The organism is Alterirhizorhabdus solaris, assembly GCF_007785815.1.
Lineage (GTDB): Bacteria > Pseudomonadota > Alphaproteobacteria > Sphingomonadales > Sphingomonadaceae > Alterirhizorhabdus > Alterirhizorhabdus solaris.
On sequence record NZ_VNIM01000001.1, the window covers coordinates 46,481 to 67,724 of the forward strand.

Annotated in this window: 20 protein-coding genes and 4 pseudogenes; 11 read left to right on the plus strand and 13 right to left on the minus strand. The window is 63.7% G+C overall.

What is annotated here, in order from left to right; translation table 11 throughout:
• Positions 1-37: 37 nt before the first annotated feature.
• The 3 genes and pseudogenes from FOY91_RS00185 to FOY91_RS00195 all read right to left on the minus strand — a co-directional run bounded on the left by FOY91_RS00185 (position 38) and on the right by FOY91_RS00195 (position 2,294).
• Positions 38-685: a TMEM175 family protein gene (locus tag FOY91_RS00185; RefSeq protein ID WP_145147031.1), complete on the minus strand. Its 648-nt coding sequence runs from the start codon at positions 683-685 to the stop codon at positions 38-40.
• A 6-nt stretch (positions 686-691) separates the two neighbouring features.
• Positions 692-1,522: pseudogene (locus tag FOY91_RS00190) on the minus strand (aldo/keto reductase).
• Positions 1,523-1,673: 151 nt separating this feature from the next.
• Positions 1,674-2,294, minus strand: coding sequence for a TetR/AcrR family transcriptional regulator (locus FOY91_RS00195; protein WP_145147033.1), 621 nt, complete (start codon positions 2,292-2,294; stop codon positions 1,674-1,676).
• Positions 2,295-2,390: 96 nt separating this feature from the next.
• On the opposite strand from FOY91_RS00195, the gene FOY91_RS00200 reads away from it, so the two are divergent.
• The 4 genes and pseudogenes from FOY91_RS00200 to FOY91_RS22170 all read left to right on the plus strand — a co-directional run.
• Positions 2,391-3,380 (plus strand): zinc-dependent alcohol dehydrogenase family protein, encoded by a 990-nt coding sequence (locus FOY91_RS00200; RefSeq protein WP_145147035.1) that lies wholly within the window; start codon positions 2,391-2,393, stop codon positions 3,378-3,380.
• Between the two features lie 284 nt (positions 3,381-3,664).
• Positions 3,665-3,955 (plus strand): metal/formaldehyde-sensitive transcriptional repressor, encoded by a 291-nt coding sequence (locus tag FOY91_RS00205; RefSeq protein WP_145147037.1) that lies wholly within the window; start codon positions 3,665-3,667, stop codon positions 3,953-3,955.
• A gap of 418 nt (positions 3,956-4,373) precedes the next feature.
• Positions 4,374-5,483 (plus strand): S-(hydroxymethyl)glutathione dehydrogenase/class III alcohol dehydrogenase, encoded by a 1,110-nt coding sequence (locus FOY91_RS00210; RefSeq protein ID WP_145147039.1) that lies wholly within the window; start codon positions 4,374-4,376, stop codon positions 5,481-5,483.
• An 11-nt stretch (positions 5,484-5,494) separates the two neighbouring features.
• Positions 5,495-5,734: pseudogene (locus FOY91_RS22170) on the plus strand (integrase core domain-containing protein); the annotation flags it as partial.
• A gap of 215 nt (positions 5,735-5,949) precedes the next feature.
• Here the strand turns inward: FOY91_RS22170 and FOY91_RS00220 are convergent.
• The 6 genes from FOY91_RS00220 to FOY91_RS00245 form a co-directional block, all read right to left on the minus strand.
• Complete coding sequence (locus tag FOY91_RS00220; RefSeq protein ID WP_037528225.1) at positions 5,950-6,243, minus strand: putative quinol monooxygenase; 294 nt, start codon at positions 6,241-6,243, stop codon at positions 5,950-5,952.
• Positions 6,244-6,253: 10 nt separating this feature from the next.
• Positions 6,254-6,883, minus strand: coding sequence for a cupin domain-containing protein (locus FOY91_RS22730; protein WP_420822845.1), 630 nt, complete (start codon positions 6,881-6,883; stop codon positions 6,254-6,256).
• A 102-nt stretch (positions 6,884-6,985) separates the two neighbouring features.
• Positions 6,986-7,726, minus strand: coding sequence for an SDR family oxidoreductase (locus tag FOY91_RS00230; protein ID WP_037528221.1), 741 nt, complete (start codon positions 7,724-7,726; stop codon positions 6,986-6,988).
• Positions 7,727-7,744: 18 nt separating this feature from the next.
• The gene (locus tag FOY91_RS00235) at positions 7,745-7,924 is read right to left on the minus strand and encodes a hypothetical protein (protein WP_066781563.1); all 180 of its coding nucleotides are present in this window, start codon (positions 7,922-7,924) and stop codon (positions 7,745-7,747) included.
• A gap of 10 nt (positions 7,925-7,934) precedes the next feature.
• Complete coding sequence (locus tag FOY91_RS00240) at positions 7,935-8,231, minus strand: putative quinol monooxygenase (protein WP_132884492.1); 297 nt, start codon at positions 8,229-8,231, stop codon at positions 7,935-7,937.
• A gap of 71 nt (positions 8,232-8,302) precedes the next feature.
• Positions 8,303-9,097 carry a type 1 glutamine amidotransferase domain-containing protein gene (locus FOY91_RS00245; protein WP_145147043.1) on the minus strand — a complete coding sequence of 265 codons (795 nt, stop codon included), beginning with the start codon at positions 9,095-9,097 and terminating at the stop codon, positions 8,303-8,305.
• Positions 9,098-9,210: 113 nt separating this feature from the next.
• Between FOY91_RS00245 and FOY91_RS00250 the strand changes: the two genes are divergently transcribed.
• Positions 9,211-10,146, plus strand: a complete 936-nt coding sequence (locus tag FOY91_RS00250; RefSeq protein WP_132884494.1) for a LysR family transcriptional regulator — start codon at positions 9,211-9,213, stop codon at positions 10,144-10,146.
• Between the two features lie 84 nt (positions 10,147-10,230).
• Complete coding sequence (locus tag FOY91_RS00255; RefSeq protein WP_075800947.1) at positions 10,231-11,247, plus strand: zinc-binding alcohol dehydrogenase family protein; 1,017 nt, start codon at positions 10,231-10,233, stop codon at positions 11,245-11,247.
• Positions 11,248-11,465: 218 nt separating this feature from the next.
• On the opposite strand, the gene FOY91_RS00260 is transcribed toward FOY91_RS00255, so the two are convergent.
• A complete protein-coding gene (locus FOY91_RS00260; RefSeq protein WP_145147045.1) occupies positions 11,466-12,374 on the minus strand; it encodes a LysR family transcriptional regulator in 909 nt (302 codons plus the stop codon).
• Positions 12,375-12,465: 91 nt separating this feature from the next.
• Between FOY91_RS00260 and FOY91_RS00265 the strand changes: the two genes are divergently transcribed.
• Positions 12,466-13,305, plus strand: a complete 840-nt coding sequence (locus FOY91_RS00265) for a DODA-type extradiol aromatic ring-opening family dioxygenase (RefSeq protein ID WP_238995141.1) — start codon at positions 12,466-12,468, stop codon at positions 13,303-13,305.
• Between the two features lie 29 nt (positions 13,306-13,334).
• Positions 13,335-14,189 carry an SDR family oxidoreductase gene (locus FOY91_RS00270; protein WP_145147047.1) on the plus strand — a complete coding sequence of 285 codons (855 nt, stop codon included), beginning with the start codon at positions 13,335-13,337 and terminating at the stop codon, positions 14,187-14,189.
• A gap of 164 nt (positions 14,190-14,353) precedes the next feature.
• On the opposite strand, the pseudogene FOY91_RS00275 reads toward FOY91_RS00270, so the two are convergent.
• Positions 14,354-14,660: pseudogene (locus FOY91_RS00275) on the minus strand (integrase core domain-containing protein); the annotation flags it as partial.
• 140 nt (positions 14,661-14,800) lie between these two features.
• Positions 14,801-17,697 (minus strand): annotated as a pseudogene (locus FOY91_RS00285) (Tn3 family transposase).
• A 61-nt stretch (positions 17,698-17,758) separates the two neighbouring features.
• On the opposite strand from FOY91_RS00285, the gene FOY91_RS00290 reads away from it, so the two are divergent.
• Positions 17,759-18,421 carry a recombinase family protein gene (locus tag FOY91_RS00290; RefSeq protein WP_238995142.1) on the plus strand — a complete coding sequence of 221 codons (663 nt, stop codon included), beginning with the start codon at positions 17,759-17,761 and terminating at the stop codon, positions 18,419-18,421.
• Between the two features lie 38 nt (positions 18,422-18,459).
• Here FOY91_RS00290 and FOY91_RS00295 read toward each other — a convergent pair whose 3' ends face one another.
• Positions 18,460-19,170: a hypothetical protein gene (locus tag FOY91_RS00295; protein ID WP_145147049.1), complete on the minus strand. Its 711-nt coding sequence runs from the start codon at positions 19,168-19,170 to the stop codon at positions 18,460-18,462.
• Positions 19,171-19,319: 149 nt separating this feature from the next.
• Between FOY91_RS00295 and FOY91_RS22175 the strand changes: the two genes are divergently transcribed.
• Together FOY91_RS22175 and FOY91_RS00300 are read left to right on the plus strand one after the other, a co-directional pair.
• Positions 19,320-19,730, plus strand: coding sequence for a hypothetical protein (locus tag FOY91_RS22175; protein ID WP_238995143.1), 411 nt, complete (start codon positions 19,320-19,322; stop codon positions 19,728-19,730).
• The gene (locus FOY91_RS00300; protein WP_238995144.1) at positions 19,727-21,217 is read left to right on the plus strand and encodes a putative bifunctional diguanylate cyclase/phosphodiesterase; all 1,491 of its coding nucleotides are present in this window, start codon (positions 19,727-19,729) and stop codon (positions 21,215-21,217) included. Before FOY91_RS22175 ends, FOY91_RS00300 begins: the two co-directional genes overlap by 4 nt.
• Positions 21,218-21,244: the final 27 nt, after the last annotated feature.

Genomic DNA, 21,244 nt, shown 5'->3' on the forward strand with positions numbered 1-21,244 from the left:
AAAGTCGGCATCCGCCGTGTCGGGCGAACAGCCGGCTTCAGTCATTCTTCGGTTCTGAGCCTGGCTTGTAGGTGGGCTTTGCTGGCGGAACGATGTAGCTCAACGTCACGATCCCCGCGGCGATTAGTCCAGCACGCCAATTCCAGAATGCCAAGCCGAATGCCGCCCAATAGGCAGCGGCGGTCAGGCCATATTTGATGGTCAGGCGGCGAAGATAAGCCTCGGTCAGCCTCCGGTCGGGGAGGCATCTGGCGGTGGCGTATACCCACCGAAGAAACCACCAGGTCGCTGGTGTCGCTGCTATGCCCAGATACCATAGGGCGGCGGTTGAGCTCTGCGTATCTCCGGCGAAGTGTTCGACCAACGGACGCGCGGGAAATGGAGTGATACTGACGGCAGCCAGAAAGCCGATGCTCAGCAGATTGTAGCCGTGGTCGGTTTTCTCCAGCAGCTTGCCGCTGAAATGGCTGTGAATCCAATAGAGGCCGATGAGGATTACGCTCAAGCCGTAAGCGGCGTATTCGGGTGCCAGCTTCAGATAGGCCGCTGCGAGGTCGCCCTCCTCAGGCTTCGGTGCGTGCAGTTCCACCACCGGAAGGGTGATCGCGATCGCAAGCACCGCGTCCATGAAAGCCTCGAGGCGATCCGATTTGCGTTCGCTTCCTTCGAGAGAGAATATCGCCATCTGACGCTAGAGCATTTCGAGCGGGCGGCGGTCGCGTGGCCGGGGAAATGCCGCGTCGAGTGTCGCAAGGTCGGCGTCGGAGAGGACGATATCTGCGGCCGCGCGGTTCTCCCGCACATGTGCGATCGAACTCGCCTTCGGGATGGCGATGAGGCCATCGTGCCGCAACGTCCAGGAGAGTGCCACTTGGGCAGAGGTTGCACCGACCTCGGCTGCGATCTTTTCGAGAGCGGGATGGCTTGAGAGCCGTCCCTGCTCGACGGGACTATACGCCATCACTGGCACTTTATGATCGGTGAGCCACGGCAACAGGTCCAGCTCGGGGCCTCGACGGACGAGATTGTAGAGGACCTGATCGGTCACGCAGCCATCCCCACCGGCAGCGACAAGCTCGTCCATATCGTCGGTATCGAGGTTGCTGACACCCCAATGCCGAATCTTTCCTGCCGATTTCAGCGCCTCCATTGCCTCCACGGTCTCGGCAAGCGGCACAGATCCCCGCCAGTGGAGCAGGTAGAGGTCGAGCCGATCGGTGCCGAGCCGCTTCAGGCTTGCCTCGCACGCACCGGCAAGGCGGGAGCGCGATGCGTTCTATGGATATGCCTTGCTGACGAGGAACAACTGGTCGCGGAGGTTGCCTAGTGCCTCACAAATCAGCGTTTCCGCCGCACCATCGCCGTACATTTCGGCGGTATCGATCAGCGTCATGCCCAAATCGACACCTGCGCGTAGTGCGGCAATCTCATCGGATCGCCGCTCGGCACGCTCGCCCATCTTCCAGGTGCCCTGACCCATCGAAGGAACGACGTCCCCGCCCGGTAGCGTCACGCATCTCATATGCTTTCGCTCCCTTTAATATTCTCGGCTACTCGTTGAAGGTACGCCGATATGTCGGTCACCGCTACGTACAAACGTGGCATCATTTGAGGCGGTGTCACAACCGTCCGTGGCTGTTGAAAAACAGGCTGCTGGGATCTCGCCTGGACGATCAAACCGCAGCCGGCCATCGATCGAGTGCCATTTCGGCGATGGAGAGAAGTTCGTTGATCGTAGCGCCGTCGCGCGCTTGAACGGACATGCCTTCCATGACCGTATTGATGAATTTGCCTAGGACGGCCGGATCAGTATCGGCCGCAAGCTCGCCCTGCGCGGCGCCCCGATGTAAACGCTCGATCAGGAGGGCCTCCGCCGCGATACGCTTGTCGCGCAGCAGGCATTCGATGGCGGCGGACGCCGGCGACACGGCTGCCGCTGCCGAATACATGAAGCAGCCGGCCGGCGTTCCAGGTTCCGAGAACGATGACGCCGCTCGTTCCAGCAGGCCTTTGACGGCTTCGAAGGTGGACAACGCCGGATCGTTGATGGGTTCATAGAGGTGGACGCTGAACGTCGCAGCGTAGCGCTCGATCACCGCCGCGAACAGCCCCGCCTTGTTGTCAAACGCCGCATAGAGACTGGCGGCGGCGACGCCAGTCTCTGCCACCAGATCGGCCATCGACGTCGCCTCGTAGCCGCGCTGCCAGAACAGCCGTACCGCCTTGTCGAGCGCAGCGTCAGTGTTGAACTCTCGAGGGCGGCCTGCGCCACGACGAGCTTTCGTGTCTGTCATGTCTGATGCCCGATATGGAATGATCGATAAATAATAGCTTGAACCTCGTCGCTGACATCGATACAGAACGATCGTTCAATAATCAAGGAATGGTCCATGAGCCGCATCGTTCGGATCCACGAATATGGCGACGCCAGCGTCCTCAAGATTGAAGATGTGGCAGTGCCCGCGCCCGCGGCCGACGAGGTGCAGATCGCTGTCAAGGCGATAGGCATAAACCGCGCCGAAGTGATGTTCCGCAACCATGCCTACCTTCAGGAAGCCGAGTTCCCGAGCCGCCTCGGCTACGAGGCTGCCGGTATTGTCGGCACGGTCGGCGCGGACGTGACCGGGTTTGCGGAAGGCGAAGCCGTCAGCCTCATCCCCCCGCTCGATATCGCGCGCTGGGGCACCTATGGCGAGGTCGCCAACGTGCCTGCCCGCCTCGTCGTCAAGCATCCGGCGGCGCTTTCGTTCGAGGAAGCGGCGGCCGTGTGGATGCAGTATGTCACCGCTTGGGGTGCGCTGGTGGAGCAGGCGAAGCTCGGCGAGGGCGATTTCGTCATCGTCACCGCTGCTTCCAGCAGCGTCGGTCTTGCTGCCTTCCAGATTGCGCGGATGGTCGGCGCGACGGTGATCGCGACGACGCGTACCGGCACCAAGCGCCAAGCCCTGCTTGATGCCGGTGCACATCATGTCGTCGCGACCGGGGAAGAGGATCTGGTAGCAAAGGTGATGGAGATAACCGATGGTGCAGGTGCGCGCGTGGTGCTCGACCCGGTCGGAGGCCCGTCGTTCGAGCCGCTGACCGCGAGCATGGCGCGCGGCGGCATTCTGCTTGAATATGGCGCGCTCAGCGGCGAGCCGACGCCGTTCCCGTTGTTCTCCGTGCTGGGCAAGAGCCTCACGCTCAAGGGTTATCTCTACAGCGAGATCGTCTCGGACGACGCCGCCCTCGATCGCGCCAAGGCGTTCATTGTGGCGGGACTGGAATCGGGCGCGCTCAAGCCGCGGATCGCGCGCACCTTCTCGCTCGACGCCATCCAAGACGCACACCGCTTCCTCGAATCGAATGACCAGATCGGCAAGGTCGTCGTTACGGTCTGACCGGCAAACCTGGGGGAGCGAGCGATGGCTCCCCCTCCCGGACACAGGATCGGACCCTCAGCGCCCATGCCGTCGCTGTGGCGCAGTCTTGAAAGCATGACCGCTCCTCCTCCGCGTGCCAGACCTGTCTCAGGGTAACATGGCGGCTATGCCTGCCCGATCAGAGGGGGCGCATTTTGAAAATGGCCGGGGAACCTCGCCTTATTATAGAAGCGCCAGTCTCTGGACAGGATTGAAACTCCCCCCCTGTATAGTATGCTGAAGCGATTTCTTGAGAAAGCGCGATGCCACATTCACCAGAGGACAAGAAGCGAGCCATCACACGCTTGCGGCGTATCAAGGGCCAGGCGGACGCTTTGGAACGCGCGATCGAAGCCGGGGCCGATTGCACTCCTCTGCTGCAGCAAATTGTCGCCATGCGAGGCGCGACAAATGGACTGATGGCAGAAGTGATGGAGAGTCACCTTAGGGAAACATTCGGTGCCGGTGCAGTTCCGGCCGTCAAAAGCGAGAACGGCGATCACGATGACAAGGTGGAGGGCGTAATGAAGATTCTGCGTACATATCTTAAGTAACGACATCAGCGATCTTCTTCTTGCCCCCGCTCTTCCGCGGTTAGAGCAAAAGCCTCGTGTCTTGCTACCCGGTGCCGTTCACCAGAGTGCAGCCTTTTGGCGTTCTGTCCCTCGATTTTGTTGTCGGCGTAGCGAGCACGAGCGTCTTCTCCGGCGTTTTTCAGGGCGTCAGGATCGATGGACCCTTCAAGATCGATGGGCAGGTCGCAGGCTGTGGGCGACACAGAGGTGGAGGCCTGCGAAGCGAAGCCACCCCCACATGCCTTCTCTGGTTTGACATCCTCACTTGGACACCTCTTGAATACTGGCAGGGAGTATATTAAAAATACTCCCTGCCAGTATGAGAGCGTCGACGAATTTCTGATGGCGCAACGGCCTTGCACCGGCAATCGGCTTCAATCAACGAGGGTATCCCAACATGAAATCTCGCGCCGCTGTAGCCTTCGAGGCAGGCAAGCCACTCGAAATCGTCGAGATTGATGTCGCCCCACCCCGGAAGGGCGAAGTGCTCATCCGGGTGACGCACACCGGCGTGTGCCACACCGATGCGTACACGCTGGCGGGTAATGATCCGGAGGGCGTTTTCCCGGTGGTTCTAGGCCACGAGGGTGCGGGCATCGTTGTCGAGGTCGGTGAGGACGTCACGAGCGTCAGGCCGGGCGATCACGTGATTCCGCTCTACACCGCCGAGTGCGGCAAGTGCGATTTCTGCGCGTCGGGCAAGACCAACCTGTGCGTCGCTGTCCGCGAAACGCAGGGCAAGGGCTTGATGCCCGATGGCACCACCCGCTTTTCGTACAATGGCCAGCCCCTCTACCATTACATGGGCTGTTCAACCTTCAGTGAATATACTGTCGTCGCCGAAGTCTCGCTCGCCAAGATCAATCCTGAGGCAAACCCCGAACATGTCTGCCTGCTCGGCTGCGGCGTCACGACCGGCATCGGCGCAGTCCACAATACCGCCAAGGTCCAGCCCGGAGACTCGGTCGCCGTGTTCGGCCTGGGCGGCATCGGCCTCGCGGCCATTCAGGGTGCGCGCCAGGCGAAGGCGGGTCGCATCATCGCCATCGACACCAATCCGTCCAAGTTCGAGCTGGCACGCCAGTTCGGTGCGACCGAGTGCATCAACCCCAAGGACCATGACAAGCCCATCCAGCAAGTGCTGATCGAGATGACGGGCTGGGGCATCGATCATACCTTCGAGTGCATCGGCAACGTCCACGTCATGCGCGCCGCGCTTGAATCAGCGCACCGTGGCTGGGGTCAGTCGATCGTGATTGGCGTTGCCGGCGCGGGCGAAGAGATCTCCACCCGTCCATTCCAGCTCGTTACGGGCCGCGTCTGGAAGGGGTCCGCTTTCGGCGGCGTCAAGGGACGTACACAGCTCCCCGGCATGGTCGAGGACGCCATGAGAGGCGATATAGATCTGGCCCCGTTCGTTACCCACACCATGGGTTTAGAGGAAATCAACGAGGCGTTTGAACTGATGCTCGAAGGAAAGTCGATCCGCACGGTTATCCACTACTGACCGGCCGATCCAAGCCGACCCAGAACGCTTTCGTTGAGAGCTTCAACGGCCGCCTGCGCGACGAATGCCTCAACGATACGCTGTTCACCTCGCTGGCTCACGCCAAGGCCGTGCTGGCTGCCTGGCGGCAGGACTACAACACCGTCAGGTCGGCCTCACAACTCGGCGGGCGTACCCACACCCAGATCGCCGACCAACTTGGTCCGGCATGCCCCGGACCAAGTTGGTATGTCCTCAACCACCAGCCATGAACCATGTGGACTCTACGTCTGAGCGGTAACAACCGGGAGCACGTCATCAGCAGCAGCATCAAAAGCAGGATAAAACGCAAAAGACAGGCCATCCACTACAGCGGATGGCCTGTCGTGGTCCTTCTGATTGAAGTCCAAAGCCGGCCCGTTCATCCCGAATGGCAGGCGTATCTCACCGTTCAGCCAAGCCCGACGAAACGGTGTCGAGCACTTTGCTATTTAGCTGCCAGTAGAGTGAACTTATGGATCTGCGGCGGTTCGGAGAACAGCTCATCGGCCTTGTCCATGAGTGCGGCGGCAACCTTGCCGTCAAGATGCGCCTGCCGATCTTGCTCTGTGTCGAACGTATCGAAGATCGCGTACGCACCGGGGCCTTCCTGGATCGCATACCAAGTCAGGGTACCGGGTTCGGCTTGAACGAGCGGTAGCGCCGAGGTCAAGAAATCCGCGACTTCGCTCTCCTTTCCGGGCTTGGCCTTCAGTGGCACGTACAGCGCAAGTTTGGGCATGACCAACTCCTCAAGATAAATGACTAGGTATTAGTTGTCTAAATAACGAACGAGAGGGTGCAAACGTTGCACAGCGGGCACGCGCGAAGATCATGTCTCCCTTCGTGGCCTCAAATGGACCGTCTTGCGCCGAGTTCGGCCCCACGACGGTCCAGCGAACGCGACCCTGAAGGACGAAGTTCATCTCCCAAGCGTAGGGGTGACAATGCGGTTCGCGTATGCCGCCAGGCGCTAGGCGAGCGATGTAGCACGCCCCCTGCTGCCCCTTCAGGATTGGCCAATTGTGCTCGTGTCCGCCTTGCAGACCCCCGCCGTCAAATACATTGGCAGGCGCTTCGGCCAGATGAAACAGGTGCGGATGGTCAGCATCCACCCCGCCGGCCGGCTTGTTACCTGCAAGCTCTGGCGCTGCTCCCGGATCGCTCCAAGGGGGGCTGCCCACTGCAGGACCCTCGGACGGCGTTGATGGGGAAGGAGCGTCCTTGGCGCTATCATGTCCATGCGGACGCTGGCGGAAGCCAGCGTCAGTATCGGGTTGAGCCGCCCCATCGATAGGGTTCGCGTTCGGCATGAAATGGGCTGCTTTCCGGAAGGCTCGCTGCGCCGACCAAGGACTAATTTGAAGTGTGAGATACACCATCGTCAGCACGTTTGTCGCTACGCCGCAATTTTAGCTGAACGGCGGTGTGATTGACTGACGTAACGAAGGCGGAGCACACACCGCTCCGCCTCCTCTCCATCGTCAGAACTGCTGTGCGGTCGGCCGGATGACGATCGCGTTGATGTCGACGTCATCAGGCTGTTCGACAGCGAACGCGATAGCACGCGCCACCGACGCCGCAGGGATGGCCTGTTTATAGAAGTCGAGTACCGTCTCGGCAGCCGTGCCCGACGTCGTGAACTTCAAGTCGCTTTCGACGGCTCCGGGCTCGATAGACGTGACACGGACCTTTTCGCCCACCTCCTGGCGAAGGCCCTCGCTGATCGCGCTGACGGCGAACTTGGTGCCGGAGTAGACCGTGCCGCCTGGTGCGAAGACCTTGATGCCCGCAACCGAGCTCAGGTTGATGATGTGGCCGCTGCCCTGCTCGAGAAAGCCGGGAAGGGCCGCCGCGATGCCGTAAAGCGTACCCTTCAGATTGACGTCGATCATCTGGTCCCACTCGTCGGTGTTGACCTCGGCCATCGGACGGATCGGCATCAGCCCGGCGTTGTTGATCAGCACGTCGAGGCGACCGAAGTCGGCGATGATCGCGGCGACGACGGACTGGACCGCCGACTTGTCGGTGACGTCGAGCGCGTAGCTACGTGCCGTGCCGCCGCTTGAGGCGATGTCCGCGACAACCTCGTCGAGCCTGTCCTTGCGACGGGCGGCGATGGCCACCTTGGCGCCGCGTTCAGCGAGAAGCCGCGCGGTTTCCGCGCCGATACCGGTGCTGCCGCCGGTGATGAGAACAACCTTGCCTTCGATACCTTTGGTCATGACTGTGTGTCCTTGATTTCAGATGTTGATTTTCCGCTGGATCGCGGCCCCGCGCCAGCGGTAGCCGCCGCGTGGATAAACGAGGCCAATAAGGCCCAGGCGAAGCGCAGGTGCCAACAGGCCGATCATCCGCAGCTCCTCTACATAGAACGGTTGTGCCAGCAGCGCCGACCCCACCCATTCTTTAAGCTTGCCCATGGCAGCACCTTCAGGTCGCGGAGACGGGGTTGAGGACGAACGCGCCGCGCTCGGCCAGATCGCCGATCTGAGAGAGGTAGTTCTGGAAGTGGGGCGTCGCGCGGTGGGCGGCAACCGCATCCGAGTCCGCGTACAGCTCGTCGAGGACGAAGCGGTTCGGATCGCTCTGGTCCTGCCAGAGATCGTAGCGCAAATTGCCCGGCTCCGCACGGCTCGGCTTTAACATGGCGTCGAGCAGAGCGTGCAGGCGGTCGACGGTATCCGCACGGGCGGTGAGCACGGCGACGATCTTCACGTTGGCTGTCATGGCACCGTTCCTTGTCATGGTTATATGCGAAGCGGGGCGCATCCTGAGCGCCCCGCCCGTCATCCTGGTACTCACGCAGCGGCGCGATCGAGGGCTTCGATCAAAGCGTCGGCCATGGCCTGGTCCGACGCCGGATTCTGGCCCGTGATCAGCTCCCGGTCCACGACGACATTCGAAGCGAAGTTCTTGTCAGTGACCGAGACGTCGCCACCGGCCGAGCGCAGCGCCTTTTCCATGTCGAAGAAGAGCTCGCCCTTCAGCACTTGCTCCTCGGCGATCTTCTCCTCGCTCGCCGAGAAGACGGTCATGCGGTAGCCCGAGTAGATCCAGTCTCGCGCCAGGTCGGCCGCCCCGGCGTCATCGCCTTCCTCCAGCGCCTTGCGGAAGGCCGGAGCATCGTCGAGCGTAGCGACAACGGCTACCGGTCCGTGGCAGAGGAGCGCGGTCGGCTTGGCCGCCGTGTGGAAGTGACGGAGGATCGTGCCCGCGTCGTGGTCCTGCATCAGGTCGACGACGGGAGCGTGGCCGCCCGGCACGAACACTCCGACAAAGCCGTCCAGGCCGCCCTCGACGACAGAGCGCAAGCTGCGGACGTCGTTCATCGCCGGGTGGCTGGCAAAAAAGTCCTTGGCGCGCTGGAATGCCGTCTGATCGCCGCCAAAATGATCAACCGAAAAGGAGACGGCGTCGATGTGCGGCTTGGCCCCATTGGGCGTGGCGAGAACAATGTCATAGCCGGCGTCGAGCAGAGCCAGCGCGGGGACCGCCGTCTCGTTGAGATACTGACCGACCGTCGCGGTACCGCCGCCACGCAGACCGATCTGCGTCGCGTTCGATCCAAGAACGAGAACCTGTCCCTTGCTCATCTGAACCTCCATGTTCGCGGCGTCCGTCGCCGATGGATGGGAAATGGGCCTCGTTGACATATTCCAGAAGTTTATCTTTTTGATTTCAGATATAACGCTAACAGGATGACTGCATGCGCTACGATCTGAACCTGCTGCCGATCTTCGTCGCGTTGATGGAGGAGCGCAGCGTCACGCGGGCCGCCGAGCGCATGGGCATGACACAGCCCGCCCTGTCTAACGCCCTATCGCGTCTACGACTGATGCTTCAGGACCAACTGTTCGTCCGCGAGCGCTACGGCATCCAGCCGACCCCGATCGCGCTTGAACTCTCACCGCTGATCGCCGAGGCACTCGCGCAGCTCGACAACGCGGTCCTCGGTCAGCAGGCCTTCGACCCCGTACAGGCCGAACGGCTCTTCACGATCGCGCCGAACGGCTATGTCGAGTTCGTCCTCGTCCCCGCTGTCGTGGCGCGCCTGGAGAAGGTCGCCCCCGGCATAAAGCTTCGTCTGACGCCCTACGGCAACGATCTTGTGGAAACAGGCGTCGTATCGGGCACGACGGCGCTCGTACTGGGCCGCATCGTCGATCCGCCCGACAACCTCGTCGTCCAGCACCTGATGGACGAAGGGCTCGCCTGCGCCGTCCGCGCCGACCATCCGGGCGTCGGCGATGCCATGACGCGCGAGCAGTTCGAGGCGATGAAGCACGTCAACATCGTGCCGCCCGGACGGATGCGCGCCGGGCTGTTCCAGGCGCTGGCGCAGCAGCAGCTGAAGCGTGACGTCGCAATCTCCGTGACAAACTTCTTCGCGGTAGCCGAGATGGTGGCGGTGACCGACTATTGCGCCACCTTGCCCTCGCTCATCTGCAGGCGGCTGATGCACGACCCCCGGCTGAAGATCCTGCCGGCTCCGGTCGACCTTGGCAGCTTTCCCGTGGAAATGGCTTGGCACGTCCGCTATCGGCATGATCCCGCACACCGCTGGCTACGGGCGCTGATCGGCGCGGTCATCACCGACCTCACGGGGAAGACGGCAGCGGCAGCCACGCCGTCGCCAGCCTGACGACGATGCCGAACCGCGACGTCGCTTGTGCGTATCCCGTACACGACAAAGTTCGCTATACAGCCCCTGACAATAGGATTTATCATGCGCGCAATCGGCTACCAGCAGCCCGGAACGATCGATCGCACGGAAGCTCTCGTCGATATCGAACTTCCCGATCCCAACGCTACCGGCCGTGATCTCCTCGTCGAGGTCAAGGCTGTCTCGGTAAACCCGGTTGACACGAAGGTGCGCGCTGGCTCGGGTTCGATCCACGGTGATTGGCGTGTCCTGGGTTGGGATGCCGCCGGTGTCGTTCGCGCTGTTGGCCCTGAAGTGCGCGGCTTCGAACCGGGCGACGAGGTGTTCTACGCGGGCAGCATCGGCCGTGATGGGACCAACGCCGAGTTGCACTTGGTCGACGAGCGCATTGTCGGGAAGAAGCCGGCCAGCCTCGATTGGGCAGAGGCAGCGGCGTTGCCGCTGACGGCGATCACCGCGTGGGAGGCCCTCTTCGAGCGTTTGTCCGTGCGTACTCCTGTAGCCGGTGCAGCACATGCGCTGTTGATTGTCGGGGGTGCCGGCGGGGTAGGCTCGATGGCAATCCAGCTTGCTCGCCAAGTACCCGAGCTGATCGTCATTGCGACGGCCTCGCGCCCTGAAACGCAGGCCTGGGTGGGTGAGCTCGGTGCGCACCATGTCATCGATCATCGCCAGCCGCTGGCTCGGCAAGTGGCGAATTTGGGCATCGGCGCGCCGGCTTTCGTCTTCTCGACCACGCACACCGACGAGCATATTGAGCAGATCGCCGAGCTGATCGCCCCGCAGGGACGCTTCGCACTCATCGACGACCCCAAGACACTCGATGTCGTACCGTTCAAACGGAAATCAGTGTCGACCCACTGGGAGTTCATGTTCACCCGGTCAATGTTCGAGACCGCTGATATGGAAACGCAGGGTCAGATCCTGTCGGCCATCGCCAGCCTCGTGGACGCCGGCGAGGTGCGCACCACCCTCACCGAACGGTTCTCCCCAATCAACGCCGCGAACCTCAAGCGCGCGCACCAGGCGCTTGAGAGCACTACCGCACGCGGCAAGATCGTCATCGAGGGTTGGCAGTGATGCGGTTCACGCTCACCCGCAACGTCCGCCGCGCCCGCGGCCCCCGCTGCACCAACTGAAAGGGACCAAGCCTCGGCGTTATCGATGCCAGCCATGTGCGGTTGTGGGCGTCGCTTTCGCTGGGTCACTGATATCTACAATCATAAAAGACCGTGATGTTTCGAGATAGCAGACGCGATCCTCGGGTGAAAACTCGGGACGTCTTCTAGCTCGGCATCTCACCAATCGGTGCCAAGAGCGGGGAGTGCTTCGGCTAAGAAGTCAATCCACGCCCGCGTCTTGGCGGCGGGGCGCCGCGTCGGGTGTGTGATGGCATATGCCGCTCCCAGCATCATAGGCGGCTCATCCAGCTTAAGCTCGCTCAACTGGCCAGCGCGAAGCGCCTCTGCCGCAATAAAGCGAGGCCCATAGACCAGCCCTTGGCCTGCGATGGCGGCGCGAACCAAGGCCTCGCCATTGTCGGAGCACATCGATCCGGAGATCGGCACCTTGATCGTCCCGTCTTTGCCGAACGCCCACGACGTGGTCCCTGCCAACGACGCGTTGGTGTGGCCGAGACAATCGTGAACGCCAAGATCGGCCAGGCGGGTGGGCGTTCCGCGCCGCGCCAAGTAGGCGGGGGCGGCACACAGCACGATGCGCATCGCCACGAGCTTGCGGGCAACAAGCGCACTGTCGGCCAGCCGCCCGATCCTCACGGCGACGTCCCATCGCTCTTCCAGCAGGTCGACGTAGCGATCGTTGAAGCCCAGTTCGATCGTCACCTCGGGATGACGTGCGGAGAAAGCAGGGATGAGAGAGGCAAGGTGCAGAACGCCGAAGGTGGCGGGCGCACTGACGCGCAGCAGCCCCTGCGCGGTGATCGACCGCGACGATGCCTCCGCCTCGGCTTCACCGATCTCCATCAGGATGCGTTCGGCCTTTTCGAAATAGTCGGTGCCTGCCTCGGTCAGCGACAGCCGACGCGTCGACCGCTGCACCAGCGTGGTGCCAAGCCGCGCTTCAAGAGCATCCAGATGCTTTGCCGCCATCGCTGGCGACATGTGCAGATCACGGGCGGCGGCAGAGATGCCACCGAGCCTGATCGCCCGGACGAACACGTCCATACCCGTCAACCGATCCGTCATGATTTCCTACCCGTGGTTGAAGCTGATCCTTCTACTCGGCAGATTATCATCGCGCGATAGCGGGCACATATTCCGGTCAGCAGATCGAACGATGATCCAGGCCGCCTCCTCGGCGCTTGCACCGGAGTGTATGACCATGAGCGTCCAGCCCACCTACTTCATCCCGCATGGCGGCGGCCCCTGCTTCTTCATGGACGACCCGCGCGGCGTGTGGACCGGTATGGAAGCGTTCCTGCGCAGCCTGCCAAACACGCTCGCCGAGAAGCCCAAGGCCATCCTCGTCGTCTCGGGACATTGGGAGACGGACGGCTTTGCCTTCACCGGCGCCGAACGGCCCGAGCTGATCTACGACTATTACAACTTCCCGCCCCATACCTATCAGCTGCGCTACGACGTACCAGGCTCGCCCGCGCTCGCCGCCCGTGCCGCGGCCCTGCTCAAGGATGCGGGCATCCCCTCGTCTGTCGACGCGACACGGGGCCTGGATCACGGCGTGTTCGTGCCCCTCAAGGTGGCCTTTCCGGATGCCGACATTCCGCTGATCGAGATGTCCGTCGAGCGGGGGCTGAACCCGGCCCTCCATGTCGCTGCCGGGCGCGCCCTCGCGCCGCTGCGTGAGGAAGGTGTGCTGATCCTGGGTTCGGGCATGAGCTTCCACAACATGCGCGCCTATGGCGACCCGCGCTCGACGCCCGGCTCGCAGGCGTTCGACCAATGGCTGGCCGAGAGCATGGAACTGGATGGTGCGCAGCGAGCCGAGCGTCTGGCGCATTGGGCCGATGCGCCATCGGCGCGGTTCGCCCATCCACCCGCCAAGGAGGAGCATCTGCTGCCCCTGATGGTCGCGGCCGGCGCGGCCGAAGGCGAAGGCGCCCGGGTCTATGCCGAGGAAGTGCTGTCGACCGCCATCTCGGGTTTCCGTTTCAACTGATCTCACCGCGTCACTGAAGGAGAATTGTCATGACCATCGGCGTCACCGGCGCGACCGGCCAGCTTGGCCGCCTCGTCATCGAAAGCTTGAAGCGCAAGTCGACCGACGAGCCGATCGTGGCGCTGGTGCGCTCGCCCGAAAAGGCCAGCGACCTGGGTGTCGAGGCACTCGCGTTCGATTACGCGCAGCCTGAGACGCTCGCTCCGGCACTGGCCGGGATCGACACGTTGCTCTTGATCTCGTCGAGCGAGGTCGGGCAGCGCGAGGCACAGCACCGCAACGTCATCGAGGCCGCCAAGACGGCGGGCATCAAGCGTATCGTCTACACCAGCCTGCTGCACGCCGACCGATCGCCGATCAGCCTGGGCGAGGAGCACCGTGCGACCGAAGCGCTGCTGGCCTCCTCCGGTATCTCGACGACCCTCCTGCGCAATGGCTGGTACACCGAGAACTACACCGGCTCGATTCCCGCAGCCCTGGAGAATGGCGCGCTCGTCGGCAGCGCTGGCGAGGGACGCCTGTCGCTCGCGACCCGCGCCGATTATGCCCAAGCCGCAGCCATCGTGCTGACCAGCGACGGCCATGAGGGCAAGACCTATGAGCTGGCCGGTGACGACGCGGTGACGCTCGCCGACCTTGCCGCCGAGATCTCGCGCCAGACGGGTCGCGACATCCCGTACCGTGATCTGCCGCAGGCAGATTACGCCGCGATCCTGAAGCAGGTCGGCCTGCCCGACGGCTTCGCCGAAGGGCTTGCCGCGTGGGACGTCGATGCCTCGAAGGGCGCGTTGTTCGATGACGGCCATCAGCTCTCGAAGCTGATCGGGCGTTCGACGACACCGCTGGCCGACGCCGTGCGGGCGCAACTCGCCGCGCAGGGCTGACGTTACGCAATCCCCAGACCGTTAAAGACCATCCCTGGAGATAGCGCATGAATATCGACCCTTCCGGCAAGACGGCGCTCGTGACAGGTTCGACGGCCGGAATTGGCTTTGCGATTTGACGGTCCCCCGGTTTCTCATCCAGGTCGAAGGTGAGTTTCCGGCGTTCATTCGGCCGCGATCTTGGCCGCGGCAGCAGCATATTCGACCGGCGTCAGCCAGCCAAGCGATGTGTGAGGACTGCTCTCGTTATAGTCGCGCCGCCAAGCCTCGATCTTGGCCCGGGCGTCCTCCAGCGACAGGGAACCAGTGCGTGTTCAGGCACTCGTCCCGAAGGCGCCCGTTGAACGACTCCACGAAGGCATTGTCCGTAGGCTTGCCCGGCCGGCTGAAGTCCAGCGTGACGCCGTTCTCGTAGGCCCAGCGGTCGAGCGCCTTCGAGATGAACTCGGGCCCGTTATCGACACGAACTCGCCTACGCCGAGGCCGCCGTACACCTTCTTCCAGCGGTAGAACGTCTGCTCCGAGATCCCCATCCGGCGGATCACCTCCGCCACCGACGTACCCGTCTCCGCCTGCTTGGGTTCGGTTCCGGCTGAGGGCGAAATGACACCCTAAGCGCTGGCGTCCTTGGGCCAGAGATATTCGCCGGTGAGCAGGATGTGCGCCCACCCGAGCGGCGATACGTGGGCCAGCAGATGGTCAGGCGTATCCAGCCCTTCGCGGCGCCTGGCCTCGACGGCATGGCCGAGGTGCAGGGTATTCCAGTAGACGATTATAGCGGTGAGGAGGTTGAGGCCGGCGATCCGGTAGTGTTGACCCTCGGTGGTGCGGTCGCGGATCTCGCCCTGTCGGCCAATGCGTAGGGCGTTCTTCAGCGCGTGATGCGCCTCGCCCTTGTTCAGGCCACTTGGGCGCGCCGCTGCATGCCGGTGTCGAGGATCCATTCGATGATGAACAGCGTCCGCTCGATCCGCCCGACCTCGCGCAGGGCTGCGGCAAGGTCGTTCTGGCGCGGATAGGCGGCGAGCTTGCGCAGGATACGGCTTGGCGCGATCTGCCCCGCGCTCATGGTGGCGGCGCAGCGGAACAGGTCGGGCCAGTTGGCGACGATCAGCGCCTCGCGTGCCTTGCCGCCCACCAGCGGGCGCAGTTCGGTCGGCGTGGCGGCAGGATCGAAGACGTACAGTCGCTTGGACGGCAGGTCGCGGATGCGCAGCACGAGACGGTAGCCCAGCATGGCGCTGATACCGAACAGGTGGTCGGTGAACCCGCCGGTGTCGGCGTACTGCTCCTCGATCCGGCGTCCAGCTTCGTTCATCGTCAACCCGTCGAGCAGATAGGGTGCCTCGCTGACGGTCGCCGGAATGGTGCGCGATGAGAACGGTGCGAAGCGGTCGTTGACGTGGGTGTAGGCCTTGATGCCGGGATCGTTGCCGTAGCGGGCGTTGACCGTGTTCATCGCCTCTCCCAGCCGCGCGGCGGGGTAGAATTGGCCATCGGCCGACGCGGTGGTGCCCACGCCCCAGACCCGCGCCATCGGCAGATCGCCTTGCGCGGCGACCACGGCGGCCAGTGCCTGGTCGATCGCCTCGCTCTCGACATGCCAGCGCGCGAGGCGGGAGAGCTGCCAATAGTCGTGGGTGTTGCAGGCCTCGGCCATTTTGCGCAGGCCGAGGTTAAGCCCCTCCGCGAGCAGGACGTTCAGCAGGCCGATCCGGTCGCCGCACGGCACGCCGGTGCGCAGATGCGTGAAGGCATCGGTGAAGCCCAGCGCGGCATCGACTTCGAGCAGCAGGTCGGTGATGCGGACGGGCGGCAGGCGACGATACAGGTCGAGCAGCAATTCCTCGATCCTGTCCGGCGGGTCGGCAGTGAGGCGGTCGATGCGCAGCGTGCCGTCCTCGATGCTGCCGTGTGGGATCGTCCCGTTGCGCGCGGCACGACCGAGCCGGGCGAGGGCATCGGCAAGCCGCGCCTTGCGGTCGGCCAGCCAGGCCTGCGGGTCGGACGGGACCGCCAGCTTCATGCTATGCGCGACGGCCATCGGCACGAGGACGTGCCGCAGGTCGCCATAGCGATGCGAGCGGTCGAGCCAGATGTCGCCCGAGCGCAGCGCGTCGCGCAGGTGGAACATCACCGCAACTTCGCGGAGGCGGGCATCATCATCGCCCTTCACCCGCAACTGACGCCGCCATTTGGAATGCGGGCGCAGGAAATCGTCGGTCGCCTGCAGTTCGCCCCTGGCGGCGATGGCGGTGACCGCATCGAGCAGGGGCCGGGCAACCGGCGCGGCTGCGAGATCGAGGCAGCGCAGCATACGCGGCGCATAGCGGCGGAAGCGATGGTAGCCCTGATCGACATGCGCCAGCGGATCGTCGCCCAGCGTGTCGGTCAGCGTCCGGGCTGTCGCGACGAGGCGGCCGAGCCGGTCCCATCCCGCCGCGCGCGCGACCGCATCCTCCAGCGATGCGCCCTCGCCATGTGCGTCGAGCAGCGATCGGCCGAGCGTGGCGAACCCGTCCAGCGTCGCGGTGACCGCTCCTCTGGTTTCCGCGGCGCGCGCATCATGCACCTGCTTTGCCTCGCGCCAGGTACGGCCGACGATCCGGTCATGCGTTTCGACCACCGCATCGGCGGTCGCGGCCACCCATTCGATGACGCAGACCGCGAGGATGGCGCGGCGCCGATCGGCGTTCAGGTCGCGCAGACCATCGGCGAAATAGCGCTCGCCCTGCCGGCGAAGCCGGGCAACGCGGTGGGGCGGGACGCCGGCGAGCAGTCCGGCATCGAGGTTCATCGCGCGCAGGAACTCCAACCGGTCGAGGAGCCGGTTCGCCGCGGCGGAATTGTTGCCCGGCTCGATCCGGCGCAGCCAGATGAAGCGGCTGATCGCGCCCGGCAGCATCTCGGTCGTCAGCCGGTCGAGCCGGGTGCAGGCGACGCGATCGAAGCGTGCGGCGATGCGTTTCTCGATACCGCGCTCGGCCGCGACCAGCGCGTCCGCGCACAGCCGCTCGATGGTGGTGATCGCCGGCAGGATGGTCATGGTGTCGCGGCAGCGGGCGATGAAGCGCCGGGCAAGATCGTCGTTGGAGCGGGCCTGTTCGGCTTCGGCGAGCAGCCAGTCGCGGAATGCCCGTCCCGGTGCGCCCTGACCGGGGAACATCCTGTAGCCGTAGGTCCGGCGCAGCACCTCCATGTGCTGCTGGCGCGTCTGGCGGCGAACGGCATATCGGGCGAGCGTGTCGCCGGTGATGCCGAGCTGGGCACCGAGGAAGACCGACACCGCCAGCGGGATCACCTCGCCCGGTGCCAGCATCCGACCGGGATAGCGCAGCGCACACAGTTGCAGCGCGAAGCCGATTCGGTTCTCCGGGCGGCGTCGCCGGTCGATATGGATCAGGTCGTCGTCGGCCAGGATGTAGTGCCGCAGCAGCGATGCCTCGTCGGTCGGCAGGTCGAGCAGCGCCGACCGCTGCCGGGCGCTCAGGATATGGCGGCGCGGCATGGCCCAGTGCCCCGGTTGAACAGAAGTCTGTTTTGGACAACACTGACCCGACGCAAATCAAGTGTTTTCGGGGCCGGATTTCGGGAAGGTTCAATTGGGACAACGCGCCGCCATCTACGCCCGCGTGTCGACAGCCGACCAGTCGTGCGAGCGGCAGTTGCGCGACCTTGCCGGTTTCGCCGAACGCGGCGGCTATGAGGTGGTCGAGGTCTTCCGCGAAACCGCCTCGGGCATGAAGGCCAACCGCTCGGCGCGAGCCGAGGTGATGAAGCTGGCGCAGGCGCGGCACATCGATGCGATCCTCGTCACCGAACTCAGCCGCTGGGGACGCTCGACCCAGGACCTGCTCGATACGCTCAATCGGCTGTCAGGCTGGCGCGTCTCGGTAGTCGCGATGAGCGGCATGACGTTTGAGGTCGACACCCCGCACGGGCGGATGATGGCGACGATGCTTGCCGGCATCGCGCAGTTCGAGCGCGACATGCTGAGCGAACGGGTGCGCTCCGGCCTCGCTGCGGCACGGGCACGGGGACGCAAATTGGGGAGACAGACCGGCGACCGCCCCAAGTCCGACCGGCTCGCCCCCAAGGTGTTGGCGCTCGTCGCCGAGGGCCGTAGCTATCGCTGGATTGCCCGCGACCTGGGTCTCAGCAAGAACACCGTCGCCGCAATCGTCGGGCGTGCGCGGGTGCACACGGCTCCCGATATCAAAATCGCGGAGTAAGAATTCTCGGCATCTGATCCTGTCGTGAAGACGCTGAATTATCGTTTGACCACCCGCCAAGGCACGAGCGCCGTAGAAGGTTTCCAGCAAGATTCCAGGCTCGCTGCGAAGTCGTTCGCCCACGCACCGGGACTACCCGGCTTCAGCCATCCCTCGTAGCGTGATCGCATCAGGTACTCGCCAATCTCGAACGATATCTTGTCGGCGTGCAGCACGATCTCGGGCATCTGGCGGGTCTGATTTAACACGGACGAGAACCTGGGGTCTTGTCCAGTCGCTAGGTGCGCCATTGCGATGGGACATTTGCGAATGTCAGCCTCGAGCCACTCCAGTCCTGCCTTATCGAGCGAACGGAGCAGGGCATCATCGCTTTGCGGCGGTGACTTTGCGATCATGGCAAATAGTCGCTGCCCGCGGGCTCGCGCCCTTGGCGGTTTACCTTCATAGGGTGAACGGACCATCCGGGCTATCAGGCGATCTCCGCATGTCCGACGTGCCTCGCCCAGGTCGGCATCGGTGCAGCCCCTGCGGACTGCGATCGCGTAAACCGGAAAGCCGTAATCGTCTCCCAGATAGCGGACCGCCATTGCCGGTTCGGACCGTTCGGGGAAGAAGCGGGCCGGGTCAAATGCAAGTGCGCGAGTGCGTTCCTGGAAATCGTATGCTCGCGGAGTGTCCTGTGCCGCCAAGGGCGCGACTTGGCCGAGGACGAGCGCCGCGGCGATGTAGGCAGATCGGATCATGCTCATACATCACATGGCCCTTCAGGGCTGCATAGCCAGTTTCGCTGAAGTCGCGAATGCCGCCCCCCCCAAACCCAGCCAGTCCACTTAGGGTGTCATTTCGCCCTCAGCCGGAACCGACCCCGTCTAGTCCTGGGGGCGAAGAGGGACGGATCGTGAAACAGGACGAAGAAGCGCGACTTGACGCGCTATACCAGTTGAACCTGCTCGACACGCCTCCGAGCGCGAGCTTCGATCGCATCACGCGCATGGCGAGCCAGATCTTCAATCTGCCTATTTCGGCGGTATCACTGACCGATCGGGACCGGCAGTGGTTCAAATCGCGTGTCGGGGTCGAACATAGCTCCATACCGCGCGACAAGGCACCGTGCGCGCAGGTGGCGGAGACCACCGAGGTGCTGGTCATCCCCGCCTTCTCGCCGACAACTGCTATGCGACGAGCCTCCTGGCGGAAACAGGAGTTCGCTTCTACGCTGGCGTTCGGCTCGTTACCCGCGAAGGATTCGGCCTCGGCTCGCTTTGTGTGCTCGGCACGGAGCCGCGAACGGTGTCTGAGGTGGAGATGACCGGCCTGAGCGATCTGGCCGATATGGTCATGGCGCAGATCGAGATGCAGCACGCATTCGGGCGCATCGATCCCCTCAGCGTTCTTCGCATCCGTACCCAGTTACTCCACGATCTTGCAGACCTTGCTCGGGATGCGCCTGCCGAGCGGCGCTATGCCGTCCTGCTCGGCCCTGCCCGTACCGCCCAGCTCAACATCCGTCTTCGCGTGATTGGGCCTTCGCTCGACGATGACATGGTGCAGGATGCCGCCAGGTCGCTCCGGGCAGCACTCGGCCCCGGACGAACGGCCTACCATGTCGCTGCAACGCAGTTTGCGTTCCTGTCCCCGCCTGAGCCGGAGCGGGACGCATATCTGGCGTTGCTCGGCTCGATGCTGGCGACAGCCCAGAATGCTTCCGTCGTTCGGTTCGCCATGACCACCGCGATTGGCGTCACGTCCGTCATTCTTGGTGAGGCGGACCCGCGCGATGTGCTGCGCACCGCCTATAGCGCCGCCCAGGACGCCCGTGCGTCAGAGAACGCCGTTAGCCTCTACTCACCCGACGAGGACCGCGTTCACGGTCGCAGGTTCACGCTCCTCAACGATTTTGGTGCCGCGCTCGACCAGCCGGGTCAGCTCAGGCTCGTATTTCAGCCGCGGGTCGATGTCGCCTCGGGGCAGTGCGTCGGGGCGGAGGCGCTGCTCCGCTGGAAGCATCCTCGCTTGGGGGAAGTGTCACCCGGAGAGTTCATTCCGATCATCGAGCAGACCTCGCTTGCGAAGCCCACTACCGCATGGGTGCTTGATACGGCCATGCGACAGCTTGCAGCCTGGCGGAAAGAGGGGCTCGACCTTCAGCTTTCGATCAACGTCTCTGCGGCCAATCTCGAAGAAAGCGACTTCGCCGGACGCGTGCAGCTCTATCTCCTGAAGCACCGGCTGCGCCCGGATGCGATCGAGCTGGAGGTGACGGAAAGTGCCGTGATGGAGAATGGCGGTCGCGCCATGACGCAGCTTCGCGAGCTGAAAGCCGCCGGGGTGCCGCTGGCAATCGACGATTTCGGCACGGGCTATAGCAGCCTTGCCTATCTCCAGCGCCTACCGGCGCGGGTGGTCAAGATCGACCAGTCATTCATCCGGCACCTGGCGGAGGAAGAGCGGGAGCAAGCCCTTGTTCGTTCAATGATCACCCTCTCGCACGATCTGGGCTACCGCGTCGTTGCCGAAGGCGTTGAGAGCGCCGCCGCTGCGACGATGCTGGCCGGGATGGGGTGCGAGGAAGCACAGGGCTACCACTTCGCACGACCAATGGAGGCGGAGGATTTCCGGCAGTGGTTGGTTGCTTCGCGCAGTTTGCCGCTGAGGACCGCCACCGCATCCGAAGCAGCAGCAGGCGGACATCCTGGCCCGAGCCGGGTGCAACGCGATCCAGGGCTATCTTTTCGCAAAGCCGCTCTCGCCGGCTCAGGCCACCGATCTACTCGACCAGGCGGCACGCTCGGCTAAAGGCAGCTGCCTAGGTCCGTCGACATA